We start from the raw sequence: 26,877 nt of genomic DNA on the forward strand, positions 1-26,877 counted from the left end.
AGATACATAGGAAAAGGGCCCACGATGGGTTTAAAAGGGTTGCTACTGTAAAAGCCATTGTATTTCACGAAAGCTTGAAGAAGCCGGTATTCATTGGGGTTTCTCCTTATGGCCATGAAGTGAGATTAACAAGGGAAGAAATTCACAGATTCTTATAGTATATTGGAAAACTCCTGTTAAACCGTTTGAAAACGGGTAAATATCTTTTAATACAAAATTAAAAGAGGAGTGATTCATGTGGAGTTAAAGAAAGTGACCTCAAAAGAATCCTTAAGAATTATCCAGAAACGTGAACCTAAAGGCACTTTTTATAGACAATGCGGAGAAATGTGGATCGGTATTGATAATCGGGAAGGTGAGGCATGGGTAGAAGAGTTTGAAACACAAGATGATTGTAAAGCTTGGCTAAAGGATGAAGCGGAACCATCAGAAAATATCAATGCCAGGTTTAAAATAAAATGAAAGAGTGACTGAGAGTGTTCATAAAAATCAAAGACATCTTAGGAAGAAAACCAGTCACCTGGTATGCAATGTGCTTTTGGTTATTCTCATTAATATACCATTCATTAGAAATAGGTATTCAGGTACCCAGATATGATTTCGAATGGTTTGGGAAAACATTTTGGCAGTTTGTCATGGCTTTTGTTTTCTGGACCATTCATCGTATAGATTACTATCAATGGAAGGAAGCGGGAAAATAATATGTTCTCAAATTTGCGTTCCCTTAAAGGGAAATTAGTAAACCATTTTTCTCATGATGACCTGGACGGATATGGAGCGACGATCATCAGCCGGCTAAGCACAGGTCATTTTCACGAAGTACATCAATGCAGCTATGCTAATTTTGAGCAGGAGCTGCTTGCTAGGGTTACAAAGATAGAAGGTATGGAGGATGAAAACCTTTTAGGACTGGCCATCCTTGTAACGGATATAGCTCCAAAGGAAAGTGAAACACTTGAAAGGCTTAATGCTCTCCACCAACGGGGTTTAACCGTGGTTCTCCTGGATCATCATGATACCAATAAATATATTGCTGATGCTTATCCGGATTGGGCTTTTATAAAAAAAGATCTCAATGGCAGAGATACGTGTGGAACAGAGCTCTGCTTTGAATATCTTAAGGAAAAGGAACTTCTGACGTTCATTGATAATTCAACCTCTATTGATAGTTTTATAGCCAATGTACGGGATTACGACACCTGGTTTTGGACGAAGAATGGGAATCTGCTGGCCAAGGATATAAACACCGTATTCTTTGCTATGAGCCCAGATGTATGGACAAAAAACCAGATGCGGAAATTTTCCGCGCATTTGGAAGGTCAAGGGGAAGTAGAATATGGCCTTAATGACATTGAGCAAATGATAGCTGGACTTGAGAATGAAAAAGAACGCCGATATGTTCAAAGCCGGGCAAAAAATTTATCCGAAAGAATTTGGGAGGCTGATGGAGAAACCTATAAGGTTGGTGTTGTATTTGGAGACCAATACCATTCCACAATGGGAAATGACCTTCATGAGCAGTTTCCGCACCTTGACTTTATTGCAATATTAGACATGAATAAAGGGAAGGGAAGCCTTCGGACCATTCATGACCATATCCATGTAGGGGAAATCTCCCGGGCTATCAGGAAGGGTGGCGGCGGCCATCAAAAGGCTGCAGGGTTTTCCTTTCCTATTGAAGAAGGACTATATGGAATTGAAAGCTGCTTTAATTCAAAAAATAAATTTGCTATTTCTGAATTCACTATAAAGCCATAACGCTGTTATTTTCTATAAGAAAAGACCTATTGTTTAGGTCTTTTTTATTGCTTTTTAATAAAGAAAAACATTTAAATTTGTAAAGACCTGGTTTTTAATCATACTTTTAGCCTAAATTGCCTATTGTTGGTAAATATGGAAAATTGCTAGAATGATAGAGCAATACATATTAATCGATATAATAGGGGGAGGAAAAAAGTTGAAGCGAAAAAAGGCATTTGGCATAGTCGGCAGCACAGTCTTGGCAGCATCTCTACTACTGAATCCGTACAGCTTTCAGTGGGGGAAGGATGAATCAAAGGTATCTGCTAGTTCATTCAATCGTGATGTATATGTGTCTTCACAAAACGACTTTGATAAAGCAATCGCTGAAATCAAAAGCGGCAAAATCCAAGAACATGATATCTCAAAAAAGGTACTGGACAAAGGAAAAATCAAGTTCTCCAACGGAAAAGGAAAGAAAGCTTCGCTGGAGTCTTATGAAGACCTTGTTTTCCATATAGACGAAGTAAGAAGTGACAAGCACCTTCAGAAGGACTTGGCAAAAGCCATTAAGAAGGGTGCAAAGGTATACCTTTATGGCGGTATTTCCATCCCGGAATTTGCAGACCTTTTAAGTCTTGAGAAAGTAACAACGAAGGGCAAGGACAGCAAGGGCATAGAAATGACTTACCGTTATGATGAAAGTGAATCGGAACTTGCCAAGACGAATAAGTATAAGGATAATCCGGAAAGTGCATACGAACAAGGTGAAGACTTTATATATGATGTGGTTGGATATACCTTAGATGAAGAAGAGCATAACCAGCTTGTCGTCACAAATATTAACGCTTTTGACGAAGAAGGAAATAAGGTTGAGGCTACTGAGGAAGATGTTATCAAGGACGTGCTTATGGCTACATCTGAAACTATTGATGTGGAAGAACAAGAGTATGCTGCTGCACAGGCTCCAAAGCTTTTTGGATTCCTTTCTCCTAATAATGCAAAAGCGGCAACTACAGTTAAAAGCAGCTCAACACGTATTTATGGGTATGTAAAATACGGAGGCACAAACGTGGGGCGGACCTATACAGATTGGGTTCTTCAGAGAGGCAAGAGTGAAACTGATAGCACCTGGGATTATTTTAATGTGTTAGATAAAACCACTATTGATGCTTATAGCGGCTGGAGAGCTACAAAATGGTGGATTGACCACGACATTCCATATGATAGGGACTACATTTGGGATTGGGATCCGGGCTCTACTTCAAGTGGTTCTTATGATATCAGCTTTGGTGCTCCTTGGAGCGTTGGGTTAGGATTTACATTGAGTACTGACCCAGATATTAAGGATATTGGCAATCAGGATTTGGATTTTGGAAGATGGGATATTACCGATTATAATATGGATGGAGAAAGGTTTGAGCCAGGTACGGCTTGGAAATCCAGGCAGTCATACAAACACGCTCGCATGAACATTACTCATAGAGCAACCATGACGAAAGTATCTGATAAGTACATTCCTCCAGTAAGCAGCAATATCAGCATAGCAGTTTCTTATTACTATTAAAAAGACCTTGCATAAAATGATTCCATGCTTCAATATAAAAATTAAAAAGAGGTAATCATAATGGAACCTAAACATTGGACAGTGATCTATAGACTGGCTGTAGTCGGTATCTTAATTTATATCGCTACTCGTCTGAATCTTCTGATTGACCTAACACGAGTTTTAATTGGTAGTTGATAAAATGACTGGAATCGTCCCTCTCACCTTTTGAGAGGGTTTTTTTGAAAAAGCATTTACATTAACAGCATCACTGGTTAAAAAATAGGATAGACAGGAAGGGAGCGTTTGGCTTGAACCTTGAAGGGAAACGGGTTTGCATCAAAAAAGATATAGGAGTGTCCGGTGTTCCAGTTGGCTCGAAAGGGACCGTCCAGTTTGTATTCTTAAATGAATTTTTTCCAGTGCAGCTGGAACTGGACGAGCCTGACAGTGATGGGCATCATGTTTACCGAGTGGGTCTTGGGGATATTGGTGAAATTACTGAAGAAGGGCAAAAAGAAAAGCTCACGGTCATTGAGCCGGAGCATGATTGGTTAAGCGTTAATGCTGGTGAAGACATCCCAATCTAGGATTGCAGGTGTAATGGGATCCATTCCATACATGATTTTTTTCGCTTTTACGTATGAGGTAATCAGCATGCTGTTGTTATCATCAAAGAAGAGTGCGGTAATTGAATCGCGCTCTTCCCATTTAATATGATCAATATGCGGATTAGCGTTTTTGTGCATTAAGCTCACTTGCTGAATCAATTCCATTTCGTCATCTGTCAGCTTACTTGCAATTTCACTATCAAAAGCCACAAGGTAATTTTCCACTTAGTATCCTCCTAATTTTAACTAATTACCTCCATACCCTAATCACCACCTTTGAAAACCTTTTTATAAAAAAATGTGCAGCGAGTCGAGAGAGTGCGATTCCATAGGATTGAGAAGTCATCTTGAATAGCTTATATATATCATGTAGCGTTCATCATACGATGTGTATCCTCCTACGTGTTATGTCATGTTATTTCTCCTTCTTCCTTCTTTCTCTCTTCTTGGGGGTCTCTGCGCGAGGCCCCTCTTTTTTTGAAATTTATCAAAGGTGGTTTTAAAAATGCGTGTCGGAGACATCCTCGTTATTAGCGGTAATACATTCGCATCCAAACTAATTAAAAATACATTAAAAACAAAATGGACCCATGCCGCCATTTACATAGGCGGAGACCAGATCATTGAAATCGACTGGAATACAAAAGCTGCAGTTGTCCGGAATTATTATCCCGAAAGCGGAATGGAATATGTGGTCATGAGGCCAAAACAGAAACTTGAAAGATGGCACAAAAAGCGGGTCGTTTCTGCCGCTCTTGCGTTCGACGAAACAGGAAATCGGTATGATTGGCCAATACTGTTCAGTATGCTGTTAAAAGCGAAATTCCCATCATTAAAAATCAGCTTTAACAGGAAGAATCACTATATTTGCACAGAATTGATTGACAATATTCTCAAAGAGGCTGGAATTGATTTATTCCCCGGCCGCAATGGAGATATCTTTCCACATGAACTACTCCAAACTGAAATGCTTGAAAAGATTGAATATCCGCAATCAGCAGCCTAAGAGCAAATGACATTAATGTTATTGCTCTTTTTTTTGGTTACAAAATGGTTAACAATTGGTAAAATTTACTTAGTGGAGGGGTGGGAACTTGGGAGGGTGTGCGGTTTTTATTATTCTTGTTTTAGCCATTTGGATTTGGTTTATGATTTATAAGCATTTGGGCCATGATCCCTTAGTCGAAGGATATTGCGCTTATTTTGATTGTAGCTTTCCGGAGCATTACCGAATTAACTGGTTTGGTGAAGTGTGGCAGTATAGCTGGATTTGGATTCCTATACTCATAATAATAGTTGTTCAGGTAAGGAAAAATAGAAAAATTTTAAAGGACTACATCCGGAATCATTGGGTAAAAATCAGTTTTTGCATGGTTTCAATAGGTGCATTGACCGGGCTCTACTTTGGCTTGAACCCTATAGTCAGAGAGGCACTGCAGATAAGAGAAACATACGCCTTTGCTCAAGATGCTATGCGAGATGAAAACTATATTAATGCTCTTGACTATTTTAGTGAAGTTAAGACATATAAAGATTCCAAAAAACAGATTGAGGGCATTCATATCAAAGTAAGTGAGATAGTGGTTCAAAGAGTTAAAGAAAGAAAAATTTATGGAGATACAGAACAGTATCTTGATATATTAGCCGGTATCCCACAATATAAAGAGGAAGCTCATAGACTAAAGAACAAAGTAAAAAAGATGAAAAAGGAAGATGAGGACAAGGAAAAGGCAAAACTTAAGCAGACGGTACCATATGAGGGCATGCATGAAGACAGCATCTCTCTTTCAGCTTGGGGTCCACCTACGGAAATTTATAAAGATATAAATTACAATTCCCTTAGAACAGATAGGCAGGTTAAACATTATAAATGGATCGAGCGTGATTCAAGCGGACGAATTATAAAGATAAAGACGCTAATGGTTAAAAACCAGTTTGTCTGGGGAGAAGTTGAGGTTCACAATTATTATCAAAATTAAATCAGTAAGGAGAAAAAGTCGTGATATCAAAAGCGATTATGAATAGTGTAATGCCTGCGTTTAATATCCTCCATATTGTTAAAGAGGATTTAAATTGGAGCAGGTCACGATGGACTTCTGCAAAAGCAGAAGAATGGATTGAGAAATTAGCCGGATCGGGGTACAGAGTGAATGACCCCGAGTTATTTTTTTTAGAGGTTAAGAGTTTGCTTGATGAGAATGCCAGGGAGCTAATAAAGGATGATATTTCCCCGGAGTTTATCATGCCGATCTCTGAAAAATGCGATCATAAGCACCACGAACATGTAGATTTGCCGTCATTTAATATGTTGTCCGCGGGGCATCTAGAAATTATTGTTCACCATTACTATTGCCCTCTTTGTAACACTTATTGGGTGGAGCCGAACTTGCTTAATAAGAAATAATCGGCACCAGGTCAATCACGCGCCAGACATTTGATTGAGACTTACATACCAAAGGGTTACTTTTCTAATCGATTATGATTAGAGGAGGAATCTGGATGGAATTTAAAATTCAATCAGATGTGCTGGAAGTTCAAGCAACAATGCCGGGTCAAGTGATTGACTGGGGAGTAAGCCTTGTTCAGGCTCCGCAAATGTGGTCCCTAACAAAAGGGGAAGGCATTAAGGTTGCCGTATTAGATACTGGGATTGATATTAATCATCCAGATCTAAAGCCAAATCTTAAAATGGGCATGAATTTCACAAGTTCCATCGCAAGTGATTTTGGGGACAGAAACGGTCATGGCACGCATTGTGCTGGCATTATTGCCGGCTGTGACAATCATATTGGTGTTGTTGGGGTTGCTCCACAAGCTGAACTATATGTTGCCAAAGTGCTTGGCGATGATGGTTCAGGTACAATCAATGGCATTATCAAAGGAATTGATTGGGCAATCTCTCAGAAGGTTGATATCATTTCCATGAGCCTTGGTGCTTCTATGAATCCAGGCACAGCTTTTCATGATGCCATGAAAAGGGCTCGCGCTGCCGGAATTGTACTTGTAGCCGCAAGCGGTAATGAGAACACTCATGTCGGGTGGCCAGCTGCCTACGATGAAGTCATTGCGGTAGGTGCGATTAACCAGGCAATGGATCGTGCAAACTTCTCGAACTATGGGAAAGAACTTGCAGTTGTTGCCCCGGGAGTTGATATTTACAGCACATACCCAGTAAATCGATATGCCAAGCTGTCTGGAACGTCGATGGCCACTCCAATGGTGGCAGGTGTAATAGCGTTAATCCAGGCATACTCCCGCAGAGTGGGCATAAAAGCGACACCAGAAATGATCCTGCAGATGATTAAAGAACGTTCTGTTGACCTTGGCACAGATGGGACGGATGCTTTATTCGGAAATGGATTGTCTAATGTCTATAAAGCTATTAAAGGGAATAATCCTCGCTAATCAATCATGAGCCGCCCAGTTTTGGGTGGCTTATTTAAATTTGGCTATTGATTTATCTGGAAATAACTTATATATAATTTATAAGAACCATGTACATCAAAAAATAGAATTTGATATGTGCTTTTAAGTCATATATATGGAAGGAGGATATTGTGGAAAAAGTGCTGTACTATTATATATTTGCGTTTGTCCTTACCTTAATTATCCATGTGTTAATCGGGGAACCTGATTTAACGGTAATGATAGGATTATTTGCGTTTAGCATGGGGATTCCATTAATCTTTCAAGTTTGGCGGGAAAAGCAGCGGGAAGAACGATTAAGAAAAGCAGGCATGTATGAGATTGATAGCATGAGCGGAAAAGACTTCGAGGATTTTTTATTTCTTTTATTTAAGCAGTCCGGCTATAGGGTAAGAAGAACACCCGCTTCTGGGGATTACGGCGCAGACCTCATTCTCGAAGGACCGCAAAAGATCGTGGTACAGGCAAAAAGGTATAATAAGAGTGTCGGTGTCCGGGCGGTTCAGGAAGTAGCATCAGCTTGTACATATTACGATGCAGAGGTAGCTTGGGTCATTACGAATAATTACTACACTGCACCAGCAGAAAGGCTGGCAGAGAAAAGCGGCGTCCGGCTAATTGATCGTAACGAGTTAACGGATTTTATACTTCAGTTAAAAGAATCCTCATAAAAAGGCTTCTAATATGGTCTCCTTCGGGAGGCTTTTTTATTTTCCATGAAATCCAAATTTTGAAGGAGTGAAAGGGATGTATACTGATTATGAAATACGAAAGAGAGTGGAACAAGAAAGACAGCGTATTATTGAACTTTTAAAAGAAAAGGGGATTACCCAAAATTCAGAAGGCGAGGGAATAGAAGACTTACCCCTTCTGCCATTAACTTTAATGGAGAATAAGCTGGTAATGACTTTAATGGAGAATGATTTGTTGGAAGATATAAAAGTAAGGGTGGGCTGTTCAGTTAAAGATTATTTTGCAGGAAAAGGCGATACAGTGCTTGCTTCTTGGAGTATTGAATGGTCCGGTTTTACTGTAGGAAGTCCATATAAAATAAAAGGCATAAGCCCATCAAAAAATTTAATCATAGAAAATGATAATGGAAATACGTCACAGTATGATCCTGTACATTTCTCACCAGTCATGGCCATTCCGGATAATTTCAGATGATAGATAAGTCTCATTCGGGGGGCTTTTTTAGTTTTTAGGAATTGAGTAAAAAACATTAAAAGGAGAGAACAAGATGTACAAATTGACTATTGAAGTTGATTGGTATGAACTTATCCATAGAAAGATGAAAGCACACCAATACGAATGTGAGATGGAGGGGTCTTCGGAAGAAGAAGCAAATGCAAAGGTAAAAGATTATTATGCTTCAGAGTTTGGTACGGATCCAGAAGAAATTAGAGTCACTAAAGTAGAAAAAGTAGATGAAGGGAGATAAAAAACATGTTTATTGCCATTGAAAAAATCATGAAGGAAAACGCCGCTCTTGGGGTTAATGAAACAAATCCTGTCCCGCCAACTTATCATGACCGTGAAATGACTACGGTTTACTTTGATCAATTAACAAGGAGTGACCGGATTGTCCTGGAAAGACTTCGGCTTGTAACAGATCGGTACGTGCCATATTATGAACTTTCTTATTGCCATGCAATGGTGAATGGCGAACCTGCAGAGATTTTGAACTTCCCTTCTCCAATCCCGAAAAGAGGATGGGGAAGATACCTGGTTGATAAGTGCAAGAAGCAGGGGATATTCATTAAGGACCTTTGCGACAGAAGTAAAATATCCATTCTAAGCTAATCACGAGGGGCAAAATGCCCCTCTTTTTTAATTCCATTACAGTTAAGGAGAGAGAAAATTTATGTCACGCATCGCTTCACAATCAAAAGGCGGATATTACCCAACCCCGCTTAAGGAGCTTCAATTAATATTGCCGCATTTAGCCGTAAATGTCTCAGAGGAGACACCATTTATTAATGCGTATGATCCATGCTGCGGCGAAGGGGAAGCCCTTCATTATCTTGCTGAGCACATTAAGAGCAAAACAAAAGCGGAAGTAACTACATACGGTGTTGAATTGGAAAGGACCCGTTGTGAAACGGCAGCCGCAGCTTTAAACCATGTGGTGAACGATGGCTACGAAACAGTAAGAACGGAATCTAAATATGGGGTTATGTGGCTGAACCCGCCATACGACGATGTTTTTAAGGAAAGAACGGAACTTGTGTTTTTAAGGACTTTAACCAGCACATCCAAAAATGTCCTGCAGCAGGGAGCATTACTGATGTTTTGTGTTCCGCAGCATGTGCTGAAAGACTGCGCTCCGATTTTGGGAAGCCGGTTTAAGGATGTAAAAGTCTATCGCTTTACAGATGAAAACTTCCCAATCTATGACCAAGTGGTTGTTTTTGCCTACTTTAAAAAGCCCACGTATCAGGAACAAAGGGAAACCATTAAGAAATTAAGGGAGCTATCAAGCGTTAATCCCTCGATCATTCCTACGCTGGAACAAATTGAAGAAACCTTTTATATTTCCGCCCATAAGGAACAGATTGAACTATTCCGTGCAGGTAAGCTCAATATGGCTGAACTTGCCAAAGACCTCGAAAATTCCTCTGTTCTAACGGAGTTTACCAAAAGGGTTTGTCCTGATAATGACAGGGCCATTATGAAGAGTCCTGTACTGCCGCTAAAACCAACACATGTAGCCATAGCAGTAGCATCGGGAGCCATCGGGGGAAACCTTGGAAATCACATTGTTTCGGGAGTTACCAAACGGGTGACCAATGTACAGCAGCTATATGATGATGAAGGAAAAAATTATGGGGAAAAAGTATCCCAATTCTATAATTCAGCTGTTCGGGTGTTCACCCCGAATGGCATTCATGAGCTTAACTGAATAAAGGAGTGTGGCAGGATTGAAGTCAACTATTAATGAGAACAAAATTGTCCTCCAAGGAAAGGACAGAACCTTCCGTGCAATCTTGCACTTCGCTTTATATGAAAAAGCCCGTCCAAGATCACCAAAAAACCTTGTGGCTGTTTCTTATATGGGAAACCCTGAAGCTGCAATAGCCATTTCTGCAGGTATCCTGGAAGGGAGATTCGTTGAAATAAATGGCAAGGAGTTTCATAAAGGGAAGGACAAGATGGGACGGATTGAGCGAAAAATTGGCCTTGGTGATGTTGTCCATTCCGTTGTGTATAATTCGAAATCAACCATCGCAGGAATTGTGGAGCCGGATTCCAATGAAGTAAATACAGAGAGTTATATTATCGCCCCGGATGGTAACATTGAAAAGGCTCTTGCCAATCATGTAATGGCTCGGTATGGCCTGCCAGAAGAGTGGGAGATGCAGTATTACAGTCTGTTCAGACATTTAACTGATACACTTGAAGTGGAGTTCAATCCAGTAATGGCCAATATGTGGCCGCATATACAAGCGATACGTCTTGAAGCATCAGAGAAAACCATCATTGATATCATGGATCGTGAATTAAGGCTGGGAGTGTTAAGGATTCCGCATTCCGATGTACATGGTGTATTTGACCCGGCATGGTCTATGAAGGAATACATGATTGCAAACAGCGATTCCATGGCACAGAAGCTGTCCAAGTTGAAGCCGAAGCATTCCCCAGGAGAAGCACTGGATCCTGCCATCGCTTCAATGGCCAGGGTTCCCTTTCCCGCTCAGGCTCACATGATTCAGGCTTTGGTTAATGCACTGGAGGAGGATAACTCTGAATTCTGTTCCGCGGACATGGGAACAGGAAAAAGCATTATGTCTACAGGCATTGCTCATGTAATGAGTGAGAGAAGGAAGAGGAATGGTGCGAAGAAAGGGTTTCATGTCCTGCTTTCCGCACCTGGAATTACCTTGGCCAAGTGGAAACATAAAGAGATTCTTGGAACACTTCCACACGCAAAAGTAGACATTATTCGTTCAGACAAGCAAGCATTGCATATGTATAAGAAGTTCAGAAACGGATACCGGGTGCCGCCTGGAGAAATTCACTTCACCCTAATCGGCATTGATAAGGCTAAAATGGGTGCAGAGCCACAATACGCAGGGATCTGGAAGAGAATTCAAGGAACAAAATCTGAATACGGCTGGCATTGTCCGGATTGTGGCAGGCTCCAAATGAAGAAACAATCTGGAGAATGGATTACCCTGGAATGGGGAGATATAGCTGAAGGCAAAGCGCCGGAACCAGAGGTGCTCCGTGAAGCGGCTATGAGTCATAATCTAAATCCAAATGGCCTTCCAAAAGACATGAAACTCAAATGGGTTCGTTCCAAAAAATACACGAAATGCTTTTACCGTAAAGATGGATTTCAGGAAGTAAATAAGAATAAACGCACAGCAGAATGCGGAACAAAAATGTACAGGGGAGCTGTTCGGAGCAGGGGAGAAACAAAGAAACATCCTGTGATGAACATCAGTAAGGTTTTTAAAAGAATGACGAAGGTTATCGACCTCTACATTGCCGATGAAGTGCATAAAAGTAAGGCATCCGGTTCTGGCCGGGGAGATGCATTTGCTTCCATGGTCAAGTCAGCGAAGAAATGTTTAATGCTGACAGGAACACTGGTAAACGGAAAGTCATCCTCGATTAAGGAATTATTATGGAGAACTTATCCGAAAGCTCTGCTTGATAGTGGATTTGACAATCATACAGGCGATATCCAGTGGGCAGAAAAGTTCGGGAAGCTGGAACAGATTATCCGCTATGATGAAGAGGAACAGGTAGGTCATGTTACCGTTCAAAGGAGAAAAGCGCAGCAGCCAACAGAAGCACCTGGCATCGCACCTCACATGACAGCAGAATTCCTCCTTCACAAGGCTGGATTCCTTGAACTAGGGGATATGGGCCTGCCGCTGGTTGAACTTAAGGAAATTCCTATTTTCGTTGATATGGATCCAGTTCATAAAAATGAATATGACCTCTTTCACCAGCAAATGTATGACACCTGCGCCAAGCTTTCGGCCATGGGCGTTAAGGGAGCATGGTCAAAATTCATTCCATCAACCATTATGTATGCAGACCGTCCTGATCTTGGCGCTCATATTGAAATGGGAGAAAATTTAATTATAGCTGAAGAGATTAAAGGGTACCATTCGAAGGAAAAAAGACTGGTTGAATTGGTTAAGAAAGAACTTTCCGAAGATCGGGGCATTGTGATTTACAACTGGTACACTGGAAATTATGGAATGAATCAAAGAACAAAGAAACTGCTTGCTGATCATGGTATCCACTCTGTCATCCTGGATGAGTCGAACGTAGAGAAGCGTGCTGAAATCATTCATAAAATGGAGGAAGCTGGAGAGAAAGTCATCATCACGAACATGAAAGCGGTGGAAGTGGGTCTTGATTTACTTTACTGGCCGACGATTATTAACAATCAGCTGACATATGAAGTGTCTGTATTCCGTCAATCCAATAGAAGAAACTGGAGGATTGGACAAGAGAAGGAATGCCGCTGTTATATTCTTGCTTATAATGGCACACAGCAAATGGCTCAATTTTTGAAGCTGATGAGCGGCCGCGGCCACGCACTAATGACAGAAGGGCGTTTGGATAAATCAGACCTGGCTCAGTTCTCACGGGATAGCCAATCTTCACTTGCTTCGGACCTTGCAGCGTGTTTTGCAGACAGTGATGTGGCAGATGCATGGACAGCTCTGGCAGCCAAGGACCTTGCCGATGTTGAGATGGTGGATGAAGCCAGCTTCAAGGAAGTCATATCTTCACGAATGAAAATGCTTGCCAATGAAACCCGCAGACTTTGTGGACTGCCTCCTATTGGTGAAACGGAAGAATTTGAGACAGAAGCACCTTCCCGTTCTGTGGAATGGGATAAGGTTATTGTTGGAGTAGGAGATCAGATGGACCTATTCAGTCTTGTTGATGAGCCGGCCCCTTTACCTGACTTCATAGAGTTTATTACAGAGAGCACAGGCTATGAATCATTCTTTATTGATATCCCTTTGAAGAAGCCTGAGCCGGCAGCTGCATTGGATTCTTTCTTCTTTGATATAAAAATAAAAGAAAAAGTTCCAGCATAGGTTTATTTTAGAAAAAATGGGGAAAGAGAGTAATAGAGTAACAGACACTGATAGTTCCTTCTTTCCAAAGAAACAGGCTCTCACCAAGGGTCTGTTTTTTTGTGTTTAAGAGAATGGGTGTTTGCTATAATAAAGGTAAATACGTATTGGAAGGTGGATTTTTATGAGCAAGGGACCAGGTTTTTACAGCCATGCACCTTTATACTTGTTTGACCGCCACAAAGGGTTAAACTGGGAGAATATGCGAATGCTGCTTGTCTATTTTAAAGCGTATGCTCTTGATGGGGCGAAAGGTTTTATAGATGAAGACGGCAACAAAACATCACATAAGTTCGATGAGGTTAGAATTGAGGACACATTTTTATTGCCTACTGCCATTTTGATGCTGTGGGAAAAGAAAGAAGTCAATATTGAGCACGTTCACGCTTTTGCATATTTATCTTATCTGGCTCATGTCCAAAAGTCTCATATTGTTAAAATCAATAAGAATCTTGTCAAGGATGCTACGGGTTTAAGTAAAACAAGGTTTCAAGAGGTTGTGCAAGAGCTCATTTATGACGAGCTAAGTCTTGTAAGTGCAACAAACAAGAATAACCAAGTCGAAATTCCGTGGCTTGAACCAGGGCAAATAAAACTAATGAACGAAGCTGAGCAAGACCTTAAATCTAAACAGGATGAACTGGATGAATCCAATTCCGTTGCAATCCCTTCATACTTTTTGCAGGACCACAAAGAGCTTGGATTCTCCTATCGGGAAATGGGCCTGATTGTCACTTTTGCAAGCGGATTATCCAGGGAAGAGCCTCGAACATTTAATGAAGCTGTTCAATTTGTTATTGACCATACTAATAAAGATGAAGGCCCAGATTCCTTCCAAGTAATTGCTGCCATTCGAAAAGCGGAAAAGAAGGGGATATTTGACCTGATTAAGGGTCGAGAAGGACACATCTCTATTTCCTGGAAGGGTGTAGAAGTATAAAAAACAGAACCATAAAGGTCCTGTTTTATGAAGAAGCTTTGACAAGGGACGGCAACCGGAATAGCCCGCTCTTTGTATAGTTTCTATATTTGATGTCCACCGGAACCGGTTTAATGTAAGAGATTTTGTCCGTCTCTTTTATAACCGGTTCTTTGTACATTTGTCTGCGCTGCTCTTTGGGAACCCCCAGTTCCATGATGCCCATGTAGTTACCAGCAGCATCGGATAGAACCCATCCGAACTCCTCTTTTCTCCATCCAGTTACGAAGCAGGAGTCGTACTGCCAGTTAATCACCTTCAGCCATGAATGAGACCTGTGGTTGGCTTCATACTTCGAGTTTTTCTTCTTAAGCACAATACCTTCAAGGCTCTGCTGTTTGATTAGTTCAAACATGGCAACCCCATTTCCCTCTATAAATTTCATCTTCGACAATAGGGGAGTATCTTCCGTGATCAAATCATCGAGAATATCTTTCCGATCAGTCAAAGGCATGTGCCTGACAGATTCACCATTCAGCATAAGGATATCGAAAGCAACAAAGGAAACCTTGTGCCCGCTCTTGCTGCTCATAAATCTCTGCATCATGGCTTCAAAGTCAGGTTTACCCTGTACATCTGTTACCACGATCTCCCCGTCAAGAACGGTCCCGGGAGGCAGTCCTAAGTCTTGAAGCTCGGGAAAGCGAGATGTGCACTCTGTTTTGTGCCTTGTATACATTCTCACTCTTCCTTGTAAGTCTACTGTATATAAAAAGCGGATTCCATCCAATTTCAGTTCCGCTAAATAATTGGAATCATCGAAAGGTTCATCCGCTTTATGCAAAAGCATTGGAGAAATAAACACAGAATCACCTCCATACTATACTATCAAAAACAGATGATAAATAAGCTGGTAACTTCATGGAAAAAATGGAAGTTTATCATTTTGCCATTTGGGAATTAGTATTAAAAATAACACCACACACTTACAGGGAAGGGTCGTTTCTTTAATAGAAGCGGCCTTTTTCAATTGTAATATAAATGTAACACTATCTTAATATACCTGTTACTGACAAACTCCTGGTTAGTGGTTATTTTTTCTCTACCAAACAGCTAGGAGTGTTTACATGAGGAAGAAAATAATAGGATTTGCATTATCATTAGGCATGTTATTCCCGTCAACCGCTTTGGGAGCAACGGGTTCTGATATAGTAAAGACTGGTGAAAAATATTTGGGAAGACCTTATTCATTTGGTGCTCCCCTTGGAAATACCTCGAAGTTTGATTGCTCCTCTTTCACTGCGCAAGTATTCAAGGAGAATGGAATCAAGCTTCCGAGGACAAGCCGTGAACAAGCAAAAGCAGGAAAGGCTGTTGCAATCAGCCAGCTGCGTGCAGGAGATCTGCTTTTCTATGATACGGACTATGATGGAGTTATCAACCATGTGGCGATTTATGCCTCAAAGAACAAAGTAATTCATGCAGCCGGAACAAAAGTTAGTTATTCCAATACGGCTTATTACTGGAATCCACGCTATGTTACAGCTCGACGTGTAGTAAATCCCCAGCCTGCAAACAAAGTTCAGCAAAAGAAAGTATCAGTAAAAGCACCTGCAGCAAAAGGTACCTATACAGTAGTTCGCGGGGATTCACTGTGGAAGATCAGCCAAAAACATAAAACCACTGTAACTAAAATCAAAACGGCAAACAAACTGAAATCTGATACAATCAGAGTTGGCCAAAAACTAATAATTCGCTAAAAAAAGACGGGAGAGACGATTCTTCCGTTTTTCCTTTGGGTAAAGAAACCATAGAAGACTCAGTGTTTTCTTTATCATCTTTTCAACTTGATACTACATATTTGAAGGAGAGACTATTTGTGGAGCAGGTGATAACAAGACCTAAAAACTATAAAAAATTCTGGACCCCTGAACAGGAAGAAATCCTCCTTGAATCTTATGGTATTGCCGGCATGCAATATCTAATGGATAGGCTGGGGAAGTCAGCTGATGCCATTCAAATCAAATACTATGAATTAACAGGAACAAAATCCATTCATAAGTCAGCCGGTACTTTAACAGCACGGGAAGTAGCTGATGCTCTTGGGGTTTCACACAATACACTTATTGACTGGATAAACAATGCCGACTTTCCGGCTTCCCAGAAATTTAAAATGAGGAAAGAATCAAAGCGAAGGGTCTATTCCATCGATCCTGAGAAAGTATGGAGCTGGGTAGCCAAGAATAAAAAACGAATCAATTTTGCCCATATCCAGCGCAGAGTGATACTTCCAGAACCGGCATGGGTAGAAGAAGAAGTGAAAAAGGCCCTGCAGAAACCCTTAAAACGCCCAAAGAACTGGACATTCGAAGAAGATGAACAAGCCTGGAAATGGTGGCAAGAAGGCGTGAACTTCCGTGAGATTGCAAGAAGGCTTAAGCGTCCTATATATGGAACCCAGAGAAGACTGACCGCAATAAAGAAGAGGAAGCAAGGACTTCATGAGACGAAGAGGTAATGGGGGAGAAGAAGTGAATACAAAAGTTTACATAGGCATCTTTGCAGTGCTTGCTGGTGCTTTAACCGGACTATTAGTTTACTTGTTAAGCAGTGTAAAAAATTTATTTTTTTAGAGAGACTTTTATTAAAACGGCTTTGTAGAAAAAGGACCCCGGATTTTTACTGAAATCCGGAGTCTAGATTAATAGAAAAGTACTATTTTATTTACCATATTTCTTTCTAGCTTGATCAAAGATAGATGCCAGCTCTTCTGCATGTATTTCTTCTTCATGACTTTCTTCATGGCTCTCTTCAGAATAAAGTTCCAATTCTTTAGTGTCGAGAGGGACTTTGCCATAGGTTACGCCCCTTGTTGCAAAAAGACCATCTTGCTCTACTAAGAATAGTAAGTACTCGTCTCCGTTTTTCATTTCCTGATATCCATTAACTGTGTGAATTGCGCCTTCATATTCAAAAGCCATTTCACCAACAACTATCTTTTTATTTACTTGTACTTTCTCGCTATTTCCATCGTTCTTGATAACTTCCCGGATTAAAAACTCAGATTCTGTCCATCCAGAAACAAGGGTAGGGTCTACTTTCGACTTTCTTACTTGTGTGCTAAGCTTTCCAACCTTTTTCCCGCGAACGATAATAGGGCTTTCATTCTCAAGTTCGGTTAACGAGGCAAAGCTATCTACTTTACCATGATCAGAAATAACTTTAGTGGAAGCACTTGGTTTTGGAGAACCAAAGTTATCTGCAAGTAAAAAACCACCGAAAGAAAGGGTTACTATTGAAGAGGCAACGATGATTAATTTTTTCACTATTCTTTTCCTCACTTTACTTTTATTAAGGATTAATAACGCGCAGCTATGCCAGCTTTATCGTCTGATAAAGGATAGTCTTTATCGTTAAACCCATACTGACGCATTACAGCGTTAGGGTCATTTTTTGTTTGGGTGTGACCCAATCCCAGGGCATGTCCTACTTCATGGACAATAACTTCCCGCTCACGTGTTGCACTAAGTTCGAACCATTTTTTATAAATAATTGTATTTCCTTTTGAGCCTAGAAAGTATTTTCCATATAGGTCTCCGTTATAGAAGTTTCCAAACTCAACCTTAACATCGGCACCACCAGGTAGACTGGCTCTCGTAGTGAATTCTACTTCCGGCAGAGCATCCCACTTGTTTACAGATTCAACAACCTCTGTCCATTTACCGCTGTAATTTTGAAATGTACCATCTACCCAATAATAAATATTCTTTGGATACGGTACTTTTGGACATTCACTTGTGGTGAATAGATCATAAGCTTGTGCAGAGTTCCCCACAAAAAGCGAGGATATTAGGCCAACTGAGAGTAAAGAACCAATAAGCTTTTTTTTCATTTTAATACTCCTTTTCTAAAATATGTAAATACGCTATAATATTATCAGATAATTATGAATTAGTATACAATTTTTTACAGGTTTTCCATAATTAATACAATCGTTGACAGGGGGTGACGTGTTGAAACTAAAATCCATTCTTTCTCTTATTCTTTCTCTAGGTTTATTAACTGCTTGTAATGATGAAGATAACTCAGATCAAAAAGAAAAATATGATTCTTCCATTAACGAAGTTATAGAATTAGAAAACGAAAGGCTAGAGGGTGAGGGTAGGCCGCAAATTTCCAGGAGCGAGACTGGCATCGTGGTTTACAATAAGGGTGAGCTGATATGGCTTATGTATGAACAAGATTCAAAAGAAGAAAGAGCAACATATCAAAAACAAGACAAAAGCTATGTATTGCTTCCTCAAGAAGAAGCTAACGATTTAATCGATAATTCAGAAGAGGAATATGTTGAAAACCATGGAATTAAATAGTACAAATTTGCAGGGAGCGGCAACGCTCCTTTTTTATCTCCTCTATTTAACACAACAAACCATGTGCCAAATCTTCAATAGGTTTTAAAACCCCTGTCAGCAGCTAATAAGCTTACCGATTCTCCGGCCAGGTGTAAAGACTTTTTACCCAAAAAAACCTGGAAAATGTTATAATTAAACTATTGAAAATCCGGAACAATAGGAGAGTGATAGCAAGATGAGCAAATACGAAAATCGGGGATTTATGCCAAAGCAGCGTGCCTTTCTAAAGCTTTATCTGCTAAATAAGATCAAGGAGAAAAAAGGAGGATATGGATCTCAGTTTCTTACTGACTTGCAAAAGGAGTTCAAGCAATACGGATATTCCCCAACACATACGGAGCTATATAAAACTCTCCATGAGCTGACAAGGGACGGAGCGGTGAAGAGGGAGAAGAGATTGCTTGGGGAACCAGGGGTAAACTTTCAGGAGATTATTGTCTACTCCTTAACGGATGAGGGGCAGGAGCAGCTGGAGATCCACAACAAACTCATGAAAGTCGAACTTGAAAGATGTATCGGACTATTAAATAAAGCAATACGGGATAATTACGGACCAATCAAAAAGAAAGCTTAGGGGATTCATATGACAGATGATTTTGACTTTAGCAGTTACTTAAAGCGTCTAAGGAAGGACTCCGGGCTGACAGTTCGTCAGCTGCAAGCGGAAACAGGTGTGTCTGGTGCTTACTTATCTCAATTGGAAAATGGGATACGGCGCCCATCTCCAGATATAATAAAGAAAATTCATAGCCCATTGGGTGTAAGTTACGAGCAGATGATGGAGTATGCCGGTTATCTTTCATCTGATTATCATTATCTTAAACAGCTGCCTGAAGAAAAAAGAGAAATAGCTGAAGTGTTCATTAAGTATCTTTATGACAAAGAAATGCTTAACGAAGAGGATAAGAAGAAATTAAAGGCATCTGCATATTATGTATTAGGTGACTTAGTTCAATAATAGTCTTTCTTGCGGGGGTATCTATGGAGAACATTGGCCGTTTTATTAAAAATCGAAGAGAAGAATTGGGTATGACTCAGACTGATTTAGCTGAGCATCTGGGAATCACCAAAGGTTTCATGTCTAAATTGGAGAATGGTCAAAAACCGATTAGCTTGATCAGGCTTGTTGATCGGAAATGTGCTGGGAATTGACTTCTTTGAAAGTTATGAGGAACAAGATAAGCTTCTTAGGAAGTGGATGCCGGTTATTAAAATGTATGAAGAAAGGGGAATCACTCCTGAACAGATTTTTAATATACAGTCTGTAATCCAAAAATTGAATAGCTAAAAGGTGGGGGGCTTAATGCTTTTTGGGCTTTACTTATTGAATGGTTTCCTTGTTTTGATTTCTTTTCTTGTTTTGTTAGCGGGTGGAGAAGTATTTCCTTACAACATCATCGTATTTATTGTTACGTCTTGCATTACTTATATACTTTGGAAATGGGTTTTACCGCTGCTGTTTGGAGAGAAAAGATATAAAGATTTTTTAAAAGAGTTAAAGCTACTTCGACCAGAATCACCTAAGAAAACCAATCATCCCAAGCCTCCAATTCAATATTTAATTACAGGAATTGACTATGAGGGGAAACGAATAACTCCAAGAACAGTCATCGGAACAGAAAATATATCATTCTATACATATGGGATTCAGCACGGGACGGTATGGATCATAACTGCCGGAAAACGAATGAAATATAAGGATATACACAATTAGGCTAAAATAGAGAGGGCGAAAAATGGTTAATTTTCGTTGGCACAGGAACTCTTTGGATGAAAGCTTGAAGACAACAGTTGCTGTTAACAGTTTTGACGAACTCTTTGAATTGGTTAAAAATGAGCTGTCTCCATTCACGGAAGTGAAAAAAGAAGAACTAACAATTAAATACTATGCTTATGACGAGAGAATTCCCGAAGAGACATATCTAGTGACACTCAAAGACTATGGGGTTCTCGGTATGACTAATGGAGATTTACAGCATGACAAATAAGCTAGGAGTTTATCCTAGCTAATTAGATTTTACAAGCTAGCATCTAATCAAAAAATCGAGTAAATGCAGAATCCGGTATACTGGGTTCTTTATCAGCATAACCTCGCATCAAACACATAGGGGCTTCCCCAATTAGGTAACTTGTATACTCTTCTTTAGGGTGTCTATATCCCATCCTGTGCATCCAAGCGTGAAAAAGTGAACCAGCGAGTGTACGAATAGCTTCTTCCTGTAATGGAATCGGATTCACACTAAAATCAAGGGGTACATGAAACTGCTTATTTGCATTTTCACTGAATATAGTTGAACTAGAAGTTGGGGGTAAATAGTCAATTTTTGCAATCGGGGCATTCCATGTTCCGTTCTGAATAAGAAAAGAAGTGAACGTATCCATTAAAAAATCAAGTGCTTTCTTTCCTTCATTAACCATGAATTTTCGTTCTTTGTCTAGCCAAACAGGTGTTAGATTTTTAAATGCATATTTGAGAGCACACTCAGACCACTGCGATTTGCCGGTTTCCTCTTTTTCTCTGTAATGCCTACCCCATTCAAAAATCAAAGAAGCAATTACTTCATGAATACTCGCTTCATCTAATCGAGTATCCATATCAAAAAAAATGCTTGGTGGTAAAGGTGGCAGCCCTGGTGGTTGAGGAAGTGTCATTTCTATTCTCTTATATTCAGCAAAAGGTTCAGGTTTCGGTGGCTTTTTACATGGATGTGATATTTCAACACTTGCATCTACGCAAGTGTTTATTAAGGGTATTTTTCCTTCTATTTCTATCTTGCACTTATTATCCTTCATTAAAATTTTCCTCCTTTCTTTCGTTATAAATACAATATGATTTAACTTTTCGAGTTGATTGGACAAGATGAAGATAATTTTTTCATTTTCCCCAAAAAAAAGAAGGCAAAAAGCCTTCCATTAGGGTTACCATTTTGGTAAGTTGGGTATAGAAGATTAATGGAACTTAAATTGTCCCTGACCTTCAAGAGCATTAGGCTCTTTAACGCTTAATTTAGTCTTGTCCTTTTTGTCTGTAGAAACAACTACATCAGCATCAAGATTATCCACCAAAGCATCAAAGACAGCTACAATGCCATGGTTGCCGCTTGCACCGAAAGAGATTCCGCCTCTTTTGGTTTCAATAGCGCGGTATTGTTTCCAGTAATCAATATCCAGATCCCAGTTTACTTTTCTAATAGCTTCCCAGATAACATCTTCGTCTTCGACTCCCAGAATGTATCTGCAGTAGTTTACAAACTTTGCGATAGCCTGGATTGTATAACTCTTTTCAGTGATATACTTTCCTTTTTCGTTGATATCAGCCGGTAGATTCCTAAAGATATTATCGAAGGTTTTATTTGCTGATTCCTTATAAGACTTATAATTCTTCTTGGTAATGCTGTCTCGATTATGCTTCAGCAGCTCTCTGAACATAGATTTTATGCTGGCATAAATAGATGTTAGCAAGATTGTGTTTGGATTGTTCTTTTGAATGCTCATCTTATCGTATTCGACGCCATAGTGTACCAGATACCTATTTTCTTCAGCTAATTCTCTAGCCATCCTGGAAATAGGATCTGTCTGAGCCAAGCGGATTGTAGCGGATCGCGATGGACGCTGTGCTAAATTGTTAGTGTCATGGAATAATTGCATCTCTTCTTCTTCGGAAAGGTTATTAAATATAACTATAGGGATGACCATTTCTTTAAGGTCATTCATCTGCTGAGTTAATTCCGTAATTTCTTCCTTATCTTTTGTTTTATTAATCCTGCCTTGAAGAATCCTAATCGCTTCATTAATTCCATAAAATCGATGCTGGCCATCATTTATGGAAAGTTTACTTTCCCGCGTATCTATAGCCACTTTGTGAGTAGCCTCATCGTAAAAGATATGTCCTCTGGCAGTTACCGTAATACCAGGGAAAAACCTCATTTTAGTAGGGTCTTCAACCCAATCTAATGTGTATCTACCAATTTTCCTAACTTTTCTTTGATTTAGTTCACGCTGGACATCTGGAAAGACAGTTAAAAACTTTATTAAATCCTTAAACGGAAGAACTGTTGAAAATACTTCCTTTCCAAATTGTTTCCCCTTAATTCCGCTAATTGTTGCAAAATGGTTTAGTTGTAGATCGTGATTCATTTTATTCTTTACCATTTCTTCCACTTCGTGCATTCTCTCCTCAACATACATTCCCCTAAACCTCCATATTTTGTCTTAGATGTAGATTCCAAATCAACCATCTTTACCCCTATTGTTATAGTGATAAACCAAAATATGAAAGTTTTGGGGGAAACTTAGTATTTGTTTTTAACTTATTCAAATGCCTGGTCTATTAAATCGCGATCATCGTCTTCAAACATGTGGGTATAGATTTGTGTAGTCTCCATTGATTCATGCCCCAAGGCTTTCTGAACCCCTCGTATATTCTTTGTCTTTTTAAATAGGTATGTACCAAAACTATGACGTAGACTATGGGGAGTCATGTCTTTTCCGTATGCTTTCGCATATTTCATCACCATTTTTTGAATCGTATTTTTGCTGATGGGATTTACTTTTCCGGCATACTTCGTCAAAAAGAGGGGCTCGTTCGGTCCTGAAGCGGCTTTAAAAACATTTTGTCTAATTTCTAAATAATCACGGAGATATTCCTGGGTTTGCTTTGGAAAGAAGACAATATCCTCTTTTCCTCTTTTGCGGTCCACAAGAAGCTTTCTTTCTTCTACATTTATATCCTTCAGGCGAAGACTGATTAATTCACCGACACGCAATCCACTACCCAGCAATAAAGATACGATAGCAGCATCCCTGGAACGGTTAATGTTCCAGTAAGCTCTTTGCATCTTAGATAATTCTTTAACCTCTCCATTAGATGATAACGCACCTTCTCCATATCCTACCATAATAAAATCCTGGAAGTCGGTAAGTTCCTGGTTCCGAAGGATATTACTCTTCAGCTTTTCAGCTTTTGCTTTGGCTGAGGTTTTCTTCATGGAAACTTTCGTATTCTCCATAATGTTTTTTGAAAGGTATATAGAACCCGTTTCTCGATTCGTATGGGTGTGCAGAAATTCAAATAAGTTTCGCAGGGCACTTATTTTCCGGCTGATGGTTGAATCCTTATTCTTTGTTTTGTAATAACGATTCCCTTTATTGTGGGAATCCTGCCTATTCTTCAAATAGGAGCGGTAATGGGATATATCCATTTCAATTAGACGTTCTATATCTTCTAAAGTTATCTCCATAATACTGTTTTTCCCAGGCACAATGGAATGCCACATCCATTCTAAAAAGTCCTGTATGTCTAAAGCATAGGAAAGAACAGTTGTAGGAGTTAAGGAATCCAGACTGATCTGGATGTATTCCGAAACGTAATACGGCAAAAGAGGTCGAAGCTGTTCTAACTTTTCATAGTCTTTCTCACGTTGGATCCTCATATTTTTTCACCTCAACTCTATTTTATCTGCCAAATTTTAGCGTTGCAAGAACAATCGTTCGATAAAAAATACGAGTTCTGTCCTCCTTTTTTTCCATGAAAAAAATCTTCTAATACGGATTGACATTCTAATATCTAAGGGTTGTATTGATTGAGCACCAAATCCGGATGTGGCACTACATATAGTGTCTTTCGGTTTAGTAATCAATTATTCACTCACTGCTTATGGCCAGCCCATCAGCGTGTAGATAAGGAAAAACACATCTAAGGAGGAACCGTTTTGTCTGCTAAAGTCATGAAGTTTGAAGTTAAACCCCAATTTGTAAGTGAGAGTTTCATCAATCGGCTCAGAAATCAGCAGCCGCCCGTAAATGCCATTTCAGAATTTACGTTTTACCGTACTTATTCCCGCTATGAGGAAGCATTAAAACGGAGAGAAACGTGGCTGGAAGCAGTTGTCCGTTCATCCGAATACAGCATCAGCCTGGCGATTGAACAATTGCAGCGTGTAGGTCTTTATGAAAAAGAAATTCATTTGCCGATGTTTATCGAAGAAGCTGAAGAGCTTATTGAGGCTCAATATATGCTCGAGACATTCGTATCGGGACGTACGCTTTATACTGGTGGTTCCATTGCCTCTAGGCTATATCCTCTATCCAATTTTAACTGCTCCGGTGCAGTAATGGACTCACTTAAAAAGTTCGGTGAGCTTTTTTATCTTCTAATGGTAGGAACGGGATTTGGTTTCCGCGTAACAAAAGAAGATGTAGCTAAGCTTCCGGCAATCCGACAGGATATTGAAATTGAGCACAAACCTTACGAGCCAAGACCGAAGCATATGCGTTATGAAGAATCTGTTCTTCGGTCATCTGGCGAAACAGCTACTTTGCATATTGGTGACTCGAAAGAGGGATGGAGACAATCCATTGATTTCTTCTTTGAGTTATTAACGAAGAAAGTTTATTCAAACGTAAAGAAGCTGGTGATCATTTATGATTCAATCCGTGAAAAGGGAAGCCGCTTAAAGACTTTTGGAGGAACTGCTTCCGGATGGACAAGCATGCATAACATGTTTGTGACCATTGATAAAGTGATCCATGACCAGCTGGATGAAAGAATTGCCCCAATCAAAGAAGGGAAACTTCGCCCTATTCATGTTATGGATATCTCAAATGCAATAGCCTACAATGTAGTTTCAGGTGGCGTAAGAAGGTCTGCACAGGTATGCCTTTTCGACCATGATGACAAGGAAGTTTTATTCGCTAAATATGGCCTGAACGGTCTTTACGGACATAAGGCAAAAGAAGGCTATGATAAGCTGAAGAAAATGTCCAACGATGTTCCGGAAATGGAATTCATTTTTGATGAAAATGTCGTAGATGAAGAGGGCAATCAGATTCCTTTCGTTCCTGGACGATACCACTTAGAACATCGCCGTATGTCTAATAACTCCGCTTTATACTTCAAAAAACCATCCCGCAAACAACTCAAACTAATTGTTTCCCTATTGAAATTCGAAGGAGAGCCGGGCTTCATTAATGGTGAAGAAGCTCTAAGACGCTTCCCTTGGTTTAAGACTGTGAATCCTTGTGTTGAAATTCTTCTTGATGATAGAGGTCTTTGTAACCTATCCACAATTCCAGCTATCAACCATGTTAAAGACGGGAAGCTGGACAAGGAATCCCTTTTAAAAGCTGCTCGCATTTCAGCAAGAATCGGTGTCCGCATGACAACAATCGATCTTGAACTTCCGGAATGGGATGAGATCCAGAAGAAACACCGCTTAACAGGCTGCTCTTTAACTGGATGGCAGGACATGAAGGAAGCGGTTGGAATGACAGACGAAGAAGAAAATGTACTTCTTGAAGAGCTTCGTGCTGTCACGAAAGCCGAGTCCTACCGTTATGCTGACTTCTTAATGGTGCCAAGACCTAAAAACGTTACTGCAGTTAAGCCGGAAGGCACTCAAAGCTTGCTTGCAGGCGGAGTTTCTTCAGGTCTTCATGCAGCACATAGTCCTTACTATATTCGCCGTATTCGTGTATCAGCAACTGACCCTCTTGCAATGGCAATGGAGTCAATGGGCTTCAAGCTGGAGAATGAAGTTGGCCAAGGAATCACCTATACTGATCCTGCAACTGGAGAGGTAGTAACAACGGCTGTTTCCACGAAAGTAGCTTCTTTCTATATTAAATCCCCATCTAAGCGCACGAAGGACGACCTGACTGTTGAAGAACAGTTTGATACGTACTTCCGCTTCCAGAAGCATTACACGGATCAGAACACTTCCAATACAATTACTGTTAAACCTCATGAGTGGGATACAGTTGAGGAAATCCTTTGGAACCGGTGGGATGAAATGCTTGCTGTCTCTTTCTTATCCTTGGACGGCGGAACCTATCAATTAGCGCCGCTTGAATCAATTACTGAAAAGCAATACAACGAGTTCTCGGAAAATCTTCCGGTATTTGACCCAGAAGTATTGGAGCGTTTTGATACCCGTGAAGACTTTGACCTTGAAGACGCAGCAGCATGTGAAGGTGGAGCTTGCCCGATCCGATAAGGATTGGGTATCCCGCCAAGCAATAATGGGGGAAGAGCAATGAAAGCATTAGAGACGAAACCAGAGGGCATGTCCCTGGAAGAGTTTATCAATCTGAGAATGTTTTTTGGCTTATGCAG

31 protein-coding genes are annotated in these 26,877 nt (G+C 40.1%); 24 read left to right on the plus strand and 7 right to left on the minus strand.

The genetic code is table 11. The features are described 5' to 3' along the window. The first annotated feature begins 237 nt into the window (after positions 1 to 237). From IRB79_RS27445 to IRB79_RS27460, 4 genes are all read left to right on the plus strand, one after another. Entirely contained in the window at positions 238 to 462 is a 225-nt protein-coding gene (locus IRB79_RS27445; protein WP_243510274.1) for a hypothetical protein, read from the plus strand. Between the two features lie 240 nt (positions 463 to 702). Next, the gene (locus tag IRB79_RS27450; RefSeq protein ID WP_243510275.1) at positions 703 to 1,758 is read left to right on the plus strand and encodes a DHH family phosphoesterase; all 1,056 of its coding nucleotides are present in this window, start codon (positions 703 to 705) and stop codon (positions 1,756 to 1,758) included. 199 nt (positions 1,759 to 1,957) lie between these two features. Beyond that, positions 1,958 to 3,307, plus strand: coding sequence for a hypothetical protein (locus IRB79_RS27455; RefSeq protein ID WP_243510276.1), 1,350 nt, complete (start codon positions 1,958 to 1,960; stop codon positions 3,305 to 3,307). Positions 3,308 to 3,597: 290 nt separating this feature from the next. Further along, positions 3,598 to 3,876 carry a hypothetical protein gene (locus tag IRB79_RS27460; protein WP_243509744.1) on the plus strand — a complete coding sequence of 93 codons (279 nt, stop codon included), beginning with the start codon at positions 3,598 to 3,600 and terminating at the stop codon, positions 3,874 to 3,876. Here IRB79_RS27460 and IRB79_RS27465 read toward each other — a convergent pair. Next, a complete protein-coding gene (locus IRB79_RS27465; protein WP_243509746.1) occupies positions 3,841 to 4,122 on the minus strand; it encodes a hypothetical protein in 282 nt (93 codons plus the stop codon). The genes IRB79_RS27460 and IRB79_RS27465 overlap by 36 nt on opposite strands. Before the next feature lie 280 nt (positions 4,123 to 4,402). Here IRB79_RS27465 and IRB79_RS27470 point away from each other — a divergent pair, with 280 nt between their 5' ends. The 11 genes from IRB79_RS27470 (at position 4,403) to IRB79_RS27520 (ending at position 14,373) form a co-directional block, all read left to right on the plus strand. Continuing rightward, on the plus strand, positions 4,403 to 4,903 hold the full coding sequence (locus tag IRB79_RS27470) for a hypothetical protein (RefSeq protein WP_243509748.1): 501 nt from the start codon (positions 4,403 to 4,405) through the stop codon (positions 4,901 to 4,903). A 142-nt stretch (positions 4,904 to 5,045) separates the two neighbouring features. Further along, positions 5,046 to 5,876 carry a hypothetical protein gene (locus IRB79_RS27475; protein ID WP_243509750.1) on the plus strand — a complete coding sequence of 277 codons (831 nt, stop codon included), beginning with the start codon at positions 5,046 to 5,048 and terminating at the stop codon, positions 5,874 to 5,876. Between the two features lie 20 nt (positions 5,877 to 5,896). Then, complete coding sequence (locus IRB79_RS27480; protein ID WP_243509752.1) at positions 5,897 to 6,301, plus strand: hypothetical protein; 405 nt, start codon at positions 5,897 to 5,899, stop codon at positions 6,299 to 6,301. Positions 6,302 to 6,396: 95 nt separating this feature from the next. Beyond that, positions 6,397 to 7,302 (plus strand): S8 family peptidase, encoded by a 906-nt coding sequence (locus tag IRB79_RS27485; RefSeq protein WP_243509753.1) that lies wholly within the window; start codon positions 6,397 to 6,399, stop codon positions 7,300 to 7,302. 152 nt (positions 7,303 to 7,454) lie between these two features. Continuing rightward, a complete protein-coding gene (locus IRB79_RS27490) occupies positions 7,455 to 7,994 on the plus strand; it encodes a restriction endonuclease (RefSeq protein WP_243509756.1) in 540 nt (179 codons plus the stop codon). Positions 7,995 to 8,070: 76 nt separating this feature from the next. Continuing rightward, positions 8,071 to 8,490 (plus strand): hypothetical protein, encoded by a 420-nt coding sequence (locus tag IRB79_RS27495; RefSeq protein ID WP_243510286.1) that lies wholly within the window; start codon positions 8,071 to 8,073, stop codon positions 8,488 to 8,490. Between the two features lie 73 nt (positions 8,491 to 8,563). Next, complete coding sequence (locus IRB79_RS27500; RefSeq protein ID WP_243509757.1) at positions 8,564 to 8,764, plus strand: hypothetical protein; 201 nt, start codon at positions 8,564 to 8,566, stop codon at positions 8,762 to 8,764. Positions 8,765 to 8,769: 5 nt separating this feature from the next. After that, entirely contained in the window at positions 8,770 to 9,126 is a 357-nt protein-coding gene (locus tag IRB79_RS27505) for a hypothetical protein (RefSeq protein ID WP_243509760.1), read from the plus strand. Between the two features lie 61 nt (positions 9,127 to 9,187). Then, positions 9,188 to 10,225, plus strand: coding sequence for a DUF6094 domain-containing protein (locus tag IRB79_RS27510; RefSeq protein WP_243509762.1), 1,038 nt, complete (start codon positions 9,188 to 9,190; stop codon positions 10,223 to 10,225). Between the two features lie 19 nt (positions 10,226 to 10,244). Next, positions 10,245 to 13,394, plus strand: a complete 3,150-nt coding sequence (locus IRB79_RS27515; protein WP_243509764.1) for a helicase-related protein — start codon at positions 10,245 to 10,247, stop codon at positions 13,392 to 13,394. Positions 13,395 to 13,557: 163 nt separating this feature from the next. Further along, positions 13,558 to 14,373, plus strand: coding sequence for a hypothetical protein (locus tag IRB79_RS27520; protein WP_243509765.1), 816 nt, complete (start codon positions 13,558 to 13,560; stop codon positions 14,371 to 14,373). Between the two features lie 25 nt (positions 14,374 to 14,398). Here IRB79_RS27520 and IRB79_RS27525 read toward each other — a convergent pair whose 3' ends face one another. Continuing rightward, positions 14,399 to 15,217 carry an ATP-dependent DNA ligase gene (locus IRB79_RS27525; RefSeq protein ID WP_243509767.1) on the minus strand — a complete coding sequence of 273 codons (819 nt, stop codon included), beginning with the start codon at positions 15,215 to 15,217 and terminating at the stop codon, positions 14,399 to 14,401. Between the two features lie 262 nt (positions 15,218 to 15,479). Between IRB79_RS27525 and IRB79_RS27530 the strand changes: the two genes are divergently transcribed. Both IRB79_RS27530 and IRB79_RS27535 read left to right on the plus strand, forming a co-directional pair. Continuing rightward, positions 15,480 to 16,112, plus strand: a complete 633-nt coding sequence (locus IRB79_RS27530) for an NlpC/P60 family protein (RefSeq protein ID WP_243509769.1) — start codon at positions 15,480 to 15,482, stop codon at positions 16,110 to 16,112. Positions 16,113 to 16,231: 119 nt separating this feature from the next. Further along, positions 16,232 to 16,870: a MerR family transcriptional regulator gene (locus IRB79_RS27535; protein WP_243509771.1), complete on the plus strand. Its 639-nt coding sequence runs from the start codon at positions 16,232 to 16,234 to the stop codon at positions 16,868 to 16,870. A gap of 202 nt (positions 16,871 to 17,072) precedes the next feature. On the opposite strand, the gene IRB79_RS27540 is transcribed toward IRB79_RS27535, so the two are convergent. Next, positions 17,073 to 17,678: a hypothetical protein gene (locus IRB79_RS27540; protein WP_243509774.1), complete on the minus strand. Its 606-nt coding sequence runs from the start codon at positions 17,676 to 17,678 to the stop codon at positions 17,073 to 17,075. 32 nt (positions 17,679 to 17,710) lie between these two features. Further along, positions 17,711 to 18,244 carry a matrixin family metalloprotease gene (locus IRB79_RS27545; protein WP_243509776.1) on the minus strand — a complete coding sequence of 178 codons (534 nt, stop codon included), beginning with the start codon at positions 18,242 to 18,244 and terminating at the stop codon, positions 17,711 to 17,713. A 121-nt stretch (positions 18,245 to 18,365) separates the two neighbouring features. Between IRB79_RS27545 and IRB79_RS27550 the strand changes: the two genes are divergently transcribed. The 6 genes from IRB79_RS27550 to IRB79_RS27575 all read left to right on the plus strand — a co-directional run bounded on the left by IRB79_RS27550 (position 18,366) and on the right by IRB79_RS27575 (position 20,752). After that, complete coding sequence (locus IRB79_RS27550; protein WP_243509778.1) at positions 18,366 to 18,722, plus strand: hypothetical protein; 357 nt, start codon at positions 18,366 to 18,368, stop codon at positions 18,720 to 18,722. 217 nt (positions 18,723 to 18,939) lie between these two features. Next, the gene (locus IRB79_RS27555; RefSeq protein ID WP_243509780.1) at positions 18,940 to 19,338 is read left to right on the plus strand and encodes a helix-turn-helix domain-containing protein; all 399 of its coding nucleotides are present in this window, start codon (positions 18,940 to 18,942) and stop codon (positions 19,336 to 19,338) included. 9 nt (positions 19,339 to 19,347) lie between these two features. After that, a complete protein-coding gene (locus tag IRB79_RS27560) occupies positions 19,348 to 19,722 on the plus strand; it encodes a helix-turn-helix domain-containing protein (protein WP_243509782.1) in 375 nt (124 codons plus the stop codon). Positions 19,723 to 19,745: 23 nt separating this feature from the next. Next, a complete protein-coding gene (locus tag IRB79_RS27565) occupies positions 19,746 to 19,916 on the plus strand; it encodes a helix-turn-helix domain-containing protein (protein WP_243509784.1) in 171 nt (56 codons plus the stop codon). Positions 19,917 to 20,067: 151 nt separating this feature from the next. Further along, positions 20,068 to 20,478 (plus strand): hypothetical protein, encoded by a 411-nt coding sequence (locus IRB79_RS27570; RefSeq protein WP_243509786.1) that lies wholly within the window; start codon positions 20,068 to 20,070, stop codon positions 20,476 to 20,478. A 22-nt stretch (positions 20,479 to 20,500) separates the two neighbouring features. Beyond that, on the plus strand, positions 20,501 to 20,752 hold the full coding sequence (locus IRB79_RS27575; protein WP_243509789.1) for a hypothetical protein: 252 nt from the start codon (positions 20,501 to 20,503) through the stop codon (positions 20,750 to 20,752). Positions 20,753 to 20,795: 43 nt separating this feature from the next. On the opposite strand, the gene IRB79_RS27580 is transcribed toward IRB79_RS27575, so the two are convergent. The 3 genes from IRB79_RS27580 to xerS form a co-directional block, all read right to left on the minus strand. Further along, positions 20,796 to 21,557 carry a hypothetical protein gene (locus tag IRB79_RS27580; protein ID WP_243509792.1) on the minus strand — a complete coding sequence of 254 codons (762 nt, stop codon included), beginning with the start codon at positions 21,555 to 21,557 and terminating at the stop codon, positions 20,796 to 20,798. Between the two features lie 156 nt (positions 21,558 to 21,713). Further along, positions 21,714 to 22,952 carry a DNA sulfur modification protein DndB gene (locus tag IRB79_RS27585; RefSeq protein WP_243509795.1) on the minus strand — a complete coding sequence of 413 codons (1,239 nt, stop codon included), beginning with the start codon at positions 22,950 to 22,952 and terminating at the stop codon, positions 21,714 to 21,716. A gap of 122 nt (positions 22,953 to 23,074) precedes the next feature. Then, complete coding sequence (xerS, locus tag IRB79_RS27590) at positions 23,075 to 24,196, minus strand: tyrosine recombinase XerS (protein ID WP_243509798.1); 1,122 nt, start codon at positions 24,194 to 24,196, stop codon at positions 23,075 to 23,077. Positions 24,197 to 24,475: 279 nt separating this feature from the next. On the opposite strand from xerS, the gene nrdJ reads away from it, so the two are divergent. Next, a complete protein-coding gene (gene nrdJ, locus IRB79_RS27595; protein WP_243509801.1) occupies positions 24,476 to 26,758 on the plus strand; it encodes a ribonucleoside-triphosphate reductase, adenosylcobalamin-dependent in 2,283 nt (760 codons plus the stop codon). The last annotated feature ends 119 nt before the right edge of the window (positions 26,759 to 26,877 follow it).

This window comes from Cytobacillus oceanisediminis (assembly GCF_022811925.1).
Lineage (GTDB): Bacteria > Bacillota > Bacilli > Bacillales > Cytobacillaceae > Cytobacillus > Cytobacillus oceanisediminis_D.